Below are 10457 nucleotides of genomic sequence, written 5' to 3'. Positions count from 1 at the left end.
GAAACAGGGGTTTTTGGGGTGAATAAGCGCTGTGGCAACCGTTAGAGCGTCGCGTCCGAAAAATTAACAGGCATCAAGCAGCGAGACTCCAGCTTTTGCCCCTATGGCGCACTGTCTTTCAACGCCGCCCCGGCCGAAGCTTGGTGCCCGTTCCGGCGTAGTCTCTGACGGTGGCGGCCCTTCGTCCGCTCCAGTATGATCTCTGGCGGTGGCGCCGATGCCCGTTCCCGAAGGTCTCTGACGGTTGCGCCCGTTCCGGCATGGCCACTGTTACTGAGGCGCGTTCGTCACCCTACACGATGGTCGGCAGCACCTGGAACGCGTCGGCGTCGATCAGGCCCATGTCCGTGATTTTCCAGGCGGGGCTGGTGACGAGGGCGAGGAACGACAAGTGCATAAAGGGCACATGCAGGCCGCAGCCCAGCTCCTCGCGGGCCAGCCGGTGAAGCTCGGCGATTTTTTCGCTCATCTCTTTGCCCGTCAGCTCGTCGGTCATGAGCCCCCCGATCCGCAGCGGAAGATCGCCCACGACCTTGCCGCTTTCGATCATGGCGATGCCGCCGTCCATGGCGATGACCCGGTTGACGGCGGTCGCCATGTCTTCATAATTCGTGCCGACGACGATGATGTTGTGCGTGTCGTGCGCGACGCTTTCGGCGATGGCCCCGCGTTCCAGCTTCATGCCGCGCACAAAGGTTTTGCCGATTTTGCCGCTGCGGCCGTGCCGTTCCACCACGAGCAGCGGGAGCAGGTCGTCGGCCGCGGACGGCTGAACCGCGCCGTTCCGGACGGCGGCGGGCAGAACGAGCGCTCCCGTCAGGTTCTGGTCGGGGATCACTTCGATCGCGCGCACCTGGACCGTTCCGGCCGCAATGCCGGCTTCAACATGGAGCTCGGCGGGCTTCACCGGCTTGCGCTTCACCGACTTTTTGACCGATTCGGGGTAGAGGTAGGAAGGAATGTCGACGGTCAGCTCGCCGTGCTCGGCCAGCTTCGTTCCGGCCACGTAAACCTGCTCCACGTTCATCCGGTACAGGTCTCCGATGACCGCAATGTCCGCGCGTTTGCCCGGCGCGAGCAGGCCGACGTCGGAAAAGCCGAAATGGGTCGCGGGGTTGATCGTCGCCATCTGGATGGCTTCGACGGGATCAACCCCTTCGGCGATGGTCCGCCGGATGATGTCGTTCATATGCCCGAATTTCAGCAAGTCCTCCGGCACCATGTCGTCGGAAACGAGCATGGCCCGCCGTGAATCCATGCCCTCCTCGGTGATGGCCCGGACGCATTCGGCCATGTTCCGCTGCGAGGAGCCTTCCCGCATGAAGACGCTGACGCCATAGCGCAGCTTTTCCATCATCTCTTCCTTGGTGGTCGTCTCGTGGCAGGAGACATGCCCTCCGCCGCAGATGATGTGGGCGGCAAGCTCCTTGCCGAACAGGCCGGGGGCGTTGCCTTCCACGGTTTTGCCGATGCTTTTGGCGTAGCCGACCGACGCCAGCAGGTCGTCGATCAGGTAGGGCGCGTTGCGATAGACGGGGTGGACGTTGCTGAAGCCCTGAAGCTCGCCGATGCCTTGAACCTGCGGGTCGCTCAGCAGCTCGGCCATGTCCTTCGAGGAGATGTCCGCGCCCGCGGTCTCCAGACCGGGCACATCCGGAGTCAGGCTCGGCACGGTAAACAGCACGCGGGTCGGCAGCGTCCGCGCCTCCTCGATCATCGCCTTCATGCCGGCGACGCCGAGGACGTTTCCGATCTCATGCGGGTCCGCCACCAGCGTAGTCGTGCCGGTCGGAATCGACAGCTTAGAAAATTCGGTCACCGTCAGCATCGCGCTCTCAAAATGCATATGCGAATCAATAAAACCCGGGCTGACAAATTTACCCCGGACGTCCTCGACTTTTGTGGAAGGCCCGATCAGGCTCGCCGCGTCTCCGACCAGCAGAATGCGGTCGCCTTTGATCGCTACGTCTCCGGGGTACAGCTCCCGGGTAACGACGTTGATGATGTACCCGCCCTGAAGGACGAGGTCGGCGAAAAGGTTTCCGGCGAGCAGCACGTCGATCAGCCGCCGGCGGGCGATGGCTTCCTTGATCTCGATGGTCGTCATTTTATTCCTCCTCCGGGGCGGGCTGTGTCCACGCTGTCCACGATGCCGACAATCGCCGCGTCGACCGGAGCGTTCGGGTTGTTCATCGCCCGCGAGGCGACGCTGCCTCCGACGTAAATGACCGTCTCGCCGATGCCTGCGCCTACCGTGTCCACGGCGACAAGCGGCTGCCCGGCCGCCGTCCCGTCGGGAAGAATCGGTTGCGTGACCAGCAGCTTGGAGCCCACCAGTTTTTCATCTTTTCTTGTCGCGACGACATGCCCGACGACCAGTCCCAGCTGCATCGGAGCGTCACCTCTTTTCAACGTTTGATTCCAGCAGCAGAGCAAGGCCGCGCTCCTTCGCCATATCCGCCGCAAGCGGCGTCACAAGGGTTCCCGTCGGTAACCGGAGCGCACTTCGTCCCTCGCGGCAGGCCGTTTCAATGTCCTCCGCCGTGACCACCTGCTTGCGGAGCTCCGCTCCGTTAAAAGACAGCCAGCGGTCCAGGCCGGTAGGCTCCAGCAGCTCCGCGCCGTAGCTTTGGACCAGGCGCAGCAGCCGGCGCAATTCCTCCTTTAGCGAAAACGGCGCCCGGCCGAGCCCTTTTTCCGTCCAGGGGAGCGAGTCCGGGTTGGCGCCTGCCGCCAGCAGCCCGACCGGTTTGCCCGCGCATAAGGCGGCCAGCATCAGCCGCACAAACGGATCGCCGGTGTCCAGGGCGGCAAGCTTGCCGAGCAGGCCGGGGGAGAGGACAGGAACAAAAACGGCGTCGAACTCCTCTTCGGCACCCGGAGCAAAAAGGCGCTCGGCCCGCGTCAAATCGTCGACCCCGCATGCCCGGGCCAGCTCTTCGGGAGCGCGGGTGGCTAACACAACCGCGTCGCCGTACAAGCGCAGCCGGAGCGTCCGGCCGCCGAGCCGCCGCACCGAGGCAAAGCCATCCGCCATGCCGGTAAAATGGTCCGCGAGCAGAACCGCCACCCGGGGGTGCGACCGGTTCGGCTCCGCGCTTCGGGAGCGGCCGGATAATTCAAACGGCGCTCGGGCTGCAAAAGTGCCGATCCGGTCATCCATGACGGCGGTCAGTCAACGGCTTTGCCGAGCAGCGCGCGTTCCACTTCGCTGTGCGGGCGGGGAATGACATGGACGGAAACGAGCTCGCCGACCCGTTTGGCGGCATTCGCTCCGGCATCCGTCGCTGCCTTGACCGCGCCGACATCCCCGCGCACCATGACGGTGACCAGCCCGAAGCCGATTTTTTCGTAGCCGCATATTTCCACGTTCGCCGCTTTGACCATGGCGTCCGCCGCTTCGATTGCGCCAACAAGTCCTTTTGTTTCAATAAGTCCCAATGCTTCTCCCATATCAAAAACCTCCCGAATGTAATGTTGAAAAAAATGTTCCGGGGCACACCCCGATTGGCAGCCTCCTGGCCTAACTTTGGTCCGGCGCGCCGCCGCTTGCCGCTGGGTCCTCGCTGTCTGCCGGATTGCGGGTTGCGGTTGGGGCTTCCCTTCCTGGTAGATCCCCGCTCCCGTCTTTGCCCGGGCTTCCCGGCGAACCGTTCCCTCCGGACAGCGGCCCTGCCCCGGCAAACCGGCTTAAAATCTTCCGGTCCACGTCGGAGTGCGCCTTTGCGATCACATGGGCGGCTATCAGCCGCCCCGCCCGGCGGGCTTCTTCGCTCCCCGCCTGCACGGCGGACTGGACGGCGGCAACCTCTCCGCTGAGGTGCACGGTCACGCCGAGCGAGCCGGCGGCGCCGATCACCTTTTCCACCGCGGTGAGCGAAACCCGGGCGGCTTTCAGCGCCGCGTCGGCCGCGATCAGGGCCGTGGCGTAGCCTGCCGTCTCAATCATTCCAAGCGCTTCGTTCATAAACGCGTCTTCCTTTCGATTGTCAGCGGCGGCTTGTCAGTTGCAGCGCCTCCGCTTTTATCTCCTGAGCGGCCGCGGCGGTTTCGTCCGCTTCCCCAAGCAGGAACAGGCACTCTTTGCCGGGCTTGAAGGTGAGGCTCGAAGCGGGGCGGCGGGAAAGGCAGCGGTCGGCCAATGCGGCGGCATGCGCATGCGGCAGTCCCTCCACAACCGCCAGCGCCCCGGGGGAGCGGATGCCCAGGCTTTGCTGCAGAAGAGGCGAAGGCTGAACGGATACCCACGCTTCCACGCTTTCGCCGGCTTCTTTCAGCAGAGCATTGAAGGCCGCAAGCCTCTCGGCGATTATTGCCGGATCGCCGCCGAACAATTTCAGTTCGAAGGGGCCGCCGTCCGGGCACCAGACAAGCTCGGTTTCGGGCGGAAACGACCCGCCGAGCGCCGTCTCCGCCGCGAACAAGTGGCGGGGAAGGGAGCGCCGCGCATACGCGAGGCCAATGGCGAGGTCCCGGCGGCCGGAAAAGCCAAGCAGCGGACGCAGCTCCTCGCGGATGCGGGGGAACAGCCAAGCCCCGCCATCCAGCCCAGGCGCGCCGCCAAGCCATTCCGCCGCATTTGCGAGCGGGGGAAGCGGGCCCGGCTCGCGTCCAAATGAGAGCAAAGTGGGCGCCTCCGCTCTTGGCCCGCGATCGGACATTGCCGTCGCCTTCGTTCCGTCCCGCGCGGCAGTCTGGGCGAGCTGAAGCCGCAGCAGGGGAGAGAGGGAATCTTCGGCGAACCGTGCCGGGAAGGAAATGCCTTGGCGCGCCGAACGCTCTTCCGCAGCAGGGGCCGGGAAAGATGCAGCCGATCCGGCCGCCCCCCGTAAAGGGGCCGCCCCGAAGGCCACCGCCTCGCTTGAAGGGGCCGCTCCGAAGGCCATCGCCTCGCTTGAAGGGGCCGCCCCGAAGGCCATCGCCTCGCTTGAAGGGGCCGCGCCGAAGGCCGCCGCCTCGCTTGAAGGGGCCTCGCGGAAAGCCGCCGTCCCGTTTTGCGCTGCCGCCCCGCCTGCCGGGCTGCGAACCGCTGCGCCGGCCGCTTGCTCTGCTGCCTGCGGCTTCCGGACGCCCTCTCCCTTGCCGCCGGATTCGCCGGTCAGACGCGAAGCGATGGGAGCCAGGCGCTGCGCCGCCTTCGCCTGCTGATGATTGATCCGCTTGACGCCTGGCGGAGCTTCGGGCGCTTGCTTCCGCGTCGGATGCTTGACACGGTCCGGAAGGACGCCTTGGTGCATATCAGCACCGCTTGCGCCACTCGCACCGCCGCCGCGGAGCGCGGCTTCGATGAGGCTGCGCTGGCTGCCGCCCTCTCGTCCCGAAAGGGCCCCGTCCCGCCCGCCGGCGTTGCGCCGCAGCGCCTCCTCGACAATCTGCTTCATAAGGTCGGACACCCTCGCTCACTCCTTTACACGTTCAGCATACCGGCCAATTCCGGGTGCGGGCGCGGAATAACGTGGGCCGCAAACAATTCTCCGCCGGTGCGGACAGAAGCCGTCTTTCCGGCTTCCACCGCCGCCGAGACGGCGGCCACGTCTCCCTCGACCAGGACCGTTACCAGGCCGGAGCCGACTTTTTTCAGGTCGATCATCCGCACGGTCGCCGCTTTGCACATGGCGTCCAGCGCTTCGAGCGCTGCTGTCAACCCGCGCGTCTCGACCAATCCGATCGCATTCATGGACAGTCTCCTTTCGGTTTCGTTCCTTTGTTTCGGCCGGGGCGATACCGGCCGGCCATCCTGCTCCCCCGGTTCTCTCCGGTCCTTGACCCGACCGGTTACCGGCTGCCGTCAAGCGGGCGAACGTAATCGTTCAGGTCGATGGCTTCCAGGCCGGGAATCCGGGTCCGCCGGAAATGCTCCGCCTCGGCGAGCGGCACCGTCGCGTCGATGCCCATCTTCGCCGAAACGCCGCGCAGGTTGTGCGACGGTTCAAGCGGCGAGCCCTTGGCGCCCGGCACGATAAAAACATCCAGATCCGCCTGTACCCGGGTCGCGATCGCCCATTCGACATCCGCCGGATCGAAGAGGTCGACGTCCTCATCCACGACCACGGCGTGCTTCAGGTCCTTGTCGCCGGCAAAAGCGGCGAGCAGGGCGGTCTTGCCGTCACCCTCGCTCTGCTTGCGGATGCGAATGACGCCGTGATAACGGCCGACGCCCGCCATCGTAAGGTGTACGTCCCGGACTCCGGGGACGACCTGCCGGATCGAACCGAGCAGCGTGACCTCCCGGGAAATGGCCATCGGCAGCTTTTCCTCCAGGCTGGCGGGCAGAATGGTTTGCCAAACCGGGTCGTTCCGGTGCGTGACGGCCGAAAATTCGACGACCGGCTGCATCGTTTGCGGGCCGTAATAGCCGCCCAGCTCGCCGAACGGGCCTTCCGGTTCGCGCACCTGGGGAAGGATGCGCCCTTCGAAAACGACCTCGGCTTCCGCCAGCACGTCGAGATCGACCGTTTTGCAGGCGACTACCTCAAGCGGCTTGCCCAATAGAGCGGACGCCACGTCGAGTTTGTCCGCATGGAACAGGTGCGTGCTGATCTGTGAAGCCAGCACAACCGCGGGCACGACGCCGAACATAACGGCCACCTCGACCGGTTCCCCGCGCTCCTCGGCGTCCGCCACAAACTGCCGGAGCTCGGGCGAAGAGATCAGAATGTTCGTGCGGCTGCCGCCCAGGTACTGCATCCGCCGGATCGAGGTGTACCGTTTGCGGCCGTCTTCGCCCTTGACGACAAGGACGCCGGAAACATAATACTGCCCGCTGTCGCGCTCATTGTAGGTGCAGACGGGGAACAGCTCGCGCAGGTCGAACCGGCCCGTGATCACGTTCTCCTGCACCGGGGCCCGGTCCGTGCGCCTTGTCGGCACCGGCCGGACGATAGCGGCGATCAGCCGGGAGAGCAGCTCTTCCGGTTTTGCTCCCATGCTCTCGGCGAGCATTTGCTTGTTGGCGGCGAGACCCGCGGCCATCGGCACGGAGTAGCCTTTTACCCGTTCGAACAAAACCGCATGCCTTCCTTTGTCGCATTTGACGACGCCCCCCAGCTCGAAGCGGGGATCGACTTCCCTCGGGATGCGGAGCAGGTGCCCCTGTTCCTCCCAATAGCGCAGCAGACTCCGAATGGTGTCCATGTCAGACAGGCTCCCCCCATCGCGCAATGAGATTATGCTCGAGGCCGAACGCGTCCAGCACGCGCGCGGCCATAAAATTGACGAGCTCCCACAGCTCGGTGGGCCGGTTGTAGAAGCCCGGCGAGGCCGGTACGATATCGGCGCCGGCGCGGGCGAGCTTCGCCATGTTTTCCAGGTGGATCAGCGTGAGCGGCGTTTCACGCGGCACCAGCACCAGCTTGCGTTTTTCCTTCAGCATGACGCTGGCCGCCCGGCTCATGAGCGTGTCCCCGACGCCGTTGGCTATGGCGCCGAGCGTGTTCATGGAGCAGGGGATAACGGCCATCCCGTCCGACCGGTAAGACCCGCTGGCAATCGGGGCGAACAGGTCGTCGTTATGGAAGAGGCGGGCGTACCGCCCGATTTCGTCCAAGCCGATGCCGCATTCGTAGCGCAGCACCTTTTCGCCCATCGCGGTCGCGACCACGCTTGTTTCCACGCCGAGCCGGTGCAGGGCGCGGATGAGGGTGTAGCCGTACACGGAGCCGCTCGCTCCGGTGAGGCCGACGGTGATTTTCATGTGGGTGCTCCTTTCCCGAGGGGCCGGAAAAACAAAAAGAAGCCGTTGAAAGAGAAACGTTCTCTGCTCAACGGCTTCCTTCAGTCTGTAAACAGAAATCCGGCAAACCCGCGCGATATGAATGACGCGCCGAGATACAATCAGGGGGCGTCTGGATCGTTGAATCGAAAAACATAAGAAGAAAGAGAGGAAGGCCCAATGGAAAGCCGCGAGATAAATCCCGTGCGCTTCCCGGCCGGCTCAATCGCCGGTGATGACCATGGTGCAGGCCCACTCCGAGGCCGGGTCATAGTCCCGCAGCACGCCTTTGACGGAAATTCCTGTTTCTTCGGCAAGCCGCTTCTGAAAACGCAGCTTGAACTCCTGGTGCAGCGCAGCGTCTACGGTCAGCTTGAGCTCCGAATACCGGTCCTCCAGTGCTCGAAGCGCGGCGACCCGCTGATGCTTGACGAGAAAAAGCAGAATGGAATCGTCGACCGCTTCGATCTTGAGCTGGGTGACTCCGACTCCGTAAAGCTCCTTATGAACCTCGTTGTAGCAGCGCGACATCTTCTTTTTCTGATCGTTGGAGGCTACAAGCAAGGAGACGGACAGCGAAATCTCCTCCCCGGAAGGCATTAATGCTTACATGATTAGTTTCTATTATAGGGGAAAAGCAGGGAAAGTAAATGACTTGCGTCACATTTTGTGACGTACAGGCTGTTTTGAAAGGGCGGGTAGTTTTCCGGTGCGCAGGAAAGTGAAAGGAATAGGGGGTTATGAGAGCTCAGGAAAAGGAGGAAAGCTTGCTCAGGTTTTGCAAAAAGGGGGGGGCAAGGGCCCCGCCGGTTCGCGGTGGGATGGCGAACGGAAGCGGGACCGGCGGTTCGGAAGGGCGGCTGCCGCGGTCGGCGGGCCGGGAGCATGCGGTCTGCGGATTCAGGTATGGGAGTAAAGTCTCGGAATCTCGTCCGAGAGCCGGAGGAATATGCCGACCAGCTTGGCGTCGAACTGCTTGGCGCTGTTGGCGATCAGCTCGTTTTTGGCCTGTTCGAACGTCATTTTGTCGCGGTAGGGCCGGTCCGACATCATGGAGTCGAAGGCGTCCAGGATGGAGCAGATCCGTGCAAAGAAAGGGATTTTCTCGCCTGCCAGACCGTCCGGATAACCCGCTCCGTCCCATCGCTCGTGATGGTGGCGGATAATGTCCAGGATCGCCGGGTCCAGTCCGGGACCGGAGTCGGCAAGCTCGCTGCCGATAACCGGATGCAGCTTCATGATGCTCCACTGCCGCTCGGTGAGCTTGCCCGTCTTGTTCAGGATCTGGCCGGGGATAAAGGATTTGCCCAGGTCGTGAAGAAAGCAGCCGACCACCAGACTCCGGCGGTCTTTCACGCCGAGCCCGGCTTCCTGCGCCATTTTATCCGCCAGAATGGCGACCCTGACGCAGTGCTGATAGATGTCGACATGCTTGTACGACAGATACTTCATCCATTTGACAACGTGCGACTCAAACTGATCGTATTCCGAATAGGGATCCAAATATTCCGCGTGCAACGCTATTCCACTTCCCTTGACGTTTTTGGCAGTCCTGCGACGTTTTCCCTATAAAAACAGAGGACGAAAGCCGATGTCGTACAATATCACTTATGCGACATTGAAATGAGAAGGAGACGGCCAAATGAAAACACAAAAACCGACAGCTGCATCCGAGACGGCCATTCAAATTAGCCCCGAGGTGTCTTACACCGACGAGCAAATGATCCAAATGTTTCTTACCATTTGCTGCACCGTACCAAATACGCGCAGAAATTACAGCCGGGCGATCGCCCAATTCCGTAAATTCAGCGCCAACAAATCGCTGCGCGAAATTTCGTGGAGGGATTTGGAGGCCTATAAAATGTGGTTGTCCCAAAGCCGGTTCGGGTCAGCCCGCAAATCGCTTGCACCGGCCAGCATTGCCGCTTTTATCGCGCCCCTAAAGTCGCTTTTCAAGTGGGGGAGCGAGCCGAACATCGGCTTTTTCCCCGTAAACCCGGCCCAGACGGTGCGCATTCCGCCCGCCCCCGTCACCAGCCGGCAGCATTACCTGACACGCAAAGAAGTGGGACGGCTTATCTCTTGCTATCAAGGGCGGAACGACCGAAATTACCTGATTGTGCTGACGTTGCTGCTGCTGGGCTTGCGGGTATCGGAAGTGAGCGCCATCCAATGGAAAAACTTTCAGTGGGACGTGCTGGAGACATCCGTATGGCTTTCGGTCAACCAAACCAAAGGGGGTAAGGACCGGATGGTCAAGGTTCCGGAAACGCTGTGGAAAATGTACCGGGAATACGCTTATCGTCTGGCCGAAGGAGAGCCCCAAGCGGAAATGCGGCTTTTTCCCATCACGGTCCGGCAGATCGAACGCATCGTCAAGACGGCGGGGGAAGTGAGCGGAATCGAAAAAAAGCTGACTCCCCACTGGTTGCGGCACACGAACGCAACGCTGGCTTTATTGCAGGGGGCTTCACTTCAGCAGGTACAGGAGACTTTGGGACATTCGCATATCAATACAACCCAGCGTTATTTACATACCGTAGATTTGATGAAAAAAGGGGCTCCGGACTTTGTAGGAGACTGCTTAAAGGAGTATATTGGATAAACAAGTCCTTTTTCCCTATAAACTTGTGAGTCTTTCGACCGATATCTATTTATATGTCCTGTAAAATTCTACAGAAAAGGAGCGTTCTGTAGATTTATGTCGCATAAGTGATATTGTACGACATCGGCTTTCGTCCTCTGT

The 10457-nt window shown here is 62.1% G+C and carries 11 protein-coding genes and 1 pseudogene; 1 reads left to right on the top strand and 11 read right to left on the bottom strand.

All coding sequences use genetic code 11. From position 1 onward, the window contains the following. Positions 1-292: 292 nt before the first annotated feature. The 11 genes and pseudogenes from ade to AC6I6H_RS22045 form a co-directional block, all read right to left on the bottom strand. A complete protein-coding gene (gene ade, locus AC6I6H_RS22095; protein WP_497956712.1) occupies positions 293-2107 on the bottom strand; it encodes an adenine deaminase in 1815 nt (604 codons plus the stop codon). Next, on the bottom strand, positions 2104-2391 hold the full coding sequence (locus tag AC6I6H_RS22090) for a EutN/CcmL family microcompartment protein (RefSeq protein ID WP_497956710.1): 288 nt from the start codon (positions 2389-2391) through the stop codon (positions 2104-2106). Before AC6I6H_RS22090 ends, ade begins: the two co-directional genes overlap by 4 nt. Before the next feature lie 7 nt (positions 2392-2398). Then, positions 2399-3163: a hypothetical protein gene (locus AC6I6H_RS22085; RefSeq protein WP_497956709.1), complete on the bottom strand. Its 765-nt coding sequence runs from the start codon at positions 3161-3163 to the stop codon at positions 2399-2401. 8 nt (positions 3164-3171) lie between these two features. Continuing rightward, complete coding sequence (locus tag AC6I6H_RS22080) at positions 3172-3453, bottom strand: BMC domain-containing protein (RefSeq protein ID WP_497956708.1); 282 nt, start codon at positions 3451-3453, stop codon at positions 3172-3174. Between the two features lie 70 nt (positions 3454-3523). Then, positions 3524-3967: a BMC domain-containing protein gene (locus AC6I6H_RS22075; protein WP_497956706.1), complete on the bottom strand. Its 444-nt coding sequence runs from the start codon at positions 3965-3967 to the stop codon at positions 3524-3526. 22 nt (positions 3968-3989) lie between these two features. Then, positions 3990-5393 (bottom strand): hypothetical protein, encoded by a 1404-nt coding sequence (locus AC6I6H_RS22070; RefSeq protein WP_497956704.1) that lies wholly within the window; start codon positions 5391-5393, stop codon positions 3990-3992. Between the two features lie 14 nt (positions 5394-5407). Then, the gene (locus tag AC6I6H_RS22065; RefSeq protein ID WP_497956703.1) at positions 5408-5677 is read right to left on the bottom strand and encodes a BMC domain-containing protein; all 270 of its coding nucleotides are present in this window, start codon (positions 5675-5677) and stop codon (positions 5408-5410) included. A gap of 98 nt (positions 5678-5775) precedes the next feature. Continuing rightward, a complete protein-coding gene (locus tag AC6I6H_RS22060; protein WP_497956702.1) occupies positions 5776-7134 on the bottom strand; it encodes a UbiD family decarboxylase in 1359 nt (452 codons plus the stop codon). 1 nt (position 7135) lies between these two features. Beyond that, a pseudogene (locus AC6I6H_RS22055) lies at positions 7136-7702 on the bottom strand (UbiX family flavin prenyltransferase); the annotation flags it as partial. A 231-nt stretch (positions 7703-7933) separates the two neighbouring features. Then, positions 7934-8311, bottom strand: a complete 378-nt coding sequence (locus AC6I6H_RS22050; RefSeq protein WP_497956700.1) for a DUF2294 domain-containing protein — start codon at positions 8309-8311, stop codon at positions 7934-7936. Positions 8312-8611: 300 nt separating this feature from the next. Next, positions 8612-9229, bottom strand: coding sequence for an HD-GYP domain-containing protein (locus AC6I6H_RS22045; RefSeq protein WP_497956698.1), 618 nt, complete (start codon positions 9227-9229; stop codon positions 8612-8614). Between the two features lie 124 nt (positions 9230-9353). On the opposite strand from AC6I6H_RS22045, the gene AC6I6H_RS22040 reads away from it, so the two are divergent. Beyond that, positions 9354-10316, top strand: a complete 963-nt coding sequence (locus AC6I6H_RS22040) for a tyrosine-type recombinase/integrase (protein ID WP_497956697.1) — start codon at positions 9354-9356, stop codon at positions 10314-10316. The last annotated feature ends 141 nt before the right edge of the window (positions 10317-10457 follow it).

This window comes from Gorillibacterium sp. sgz306347 (assembly GCF_059735245.1).
The sequence above is the reverse complement of the archived record's forward strand: the minus strand, read 5'-3'. Positions and strand labels throughout refer to the sequence as shown.

Excerpts from the sequence above, each read along its gene's own strand:
- ade (WP_497956712.1), bottom strand. The coding sequence starts at position 2,107 with ATGACGACCATCGAGATCAAGGAAGCCATCGCCCGCCGGCGGCTGATC.
- AC6I6H_RS22090 (WP_497956710.1), bottom strand. The coding sequence starts at position 2,391 with ATGCAGCTGGGACTGGTCGTCGGGCATGTCGTCGCGACAAGAAAAGAT.
- AC6I6H_RS22085 (WP_497956709.1), bottom strand. The coding sequence starts at position 3,163 with ATGGATGACCGGATCGGCACTTTTGCAGCCCGAGCGCCGTTTGAATTA.
- AC6I6H_RS22080 (WP_497956708.1), bottom strand. The coding sequence starts at position 3,453 with ATGGGAGAAGCATTGGGACTTATTGAAACAAAAGGACTTGTTGGCGCA.
- AC6I6H_RS22075 (WP_497956706.1), bottom strand. The coding sequence starts at position 3,967 with ATGAACGAAGCGCTTGGAATGATTGAGACGGCAGGCTACGCCACGGCC.
- AC6I6H_RS22065 (WP_497956703.1), bottom strand. The coding sequence starts at position 5,677 with ATGAATGCGATCGGATTGGTCGAGACGCGCGGGTTGACAGCAGCGCTC.
- AC6I6H_RS22060 (WP_497956702.1), bottom strand. The coding sequence starts at position 7,134 with ATGGACACCATTCGGAGTCTGCTGCGCTATTGGGAGGAACAGGGGCAC.
- AC6I6H_RS22050 (WP_497956700.1), bottom strand. The coding sequence starts at position 8,311 with ATGCCTTCCGGGGAGGAGATTTCGCTGTCCGTCTCCTTGCTTGTAGCC.
- AC6I6H_RS22040 (WP_497956697.1), top strand. The coding sequence starts at position 9,354 with ATGAAAACACAAAAACCGACAGCTGCATCCGAGACGGCCATTCAAATT.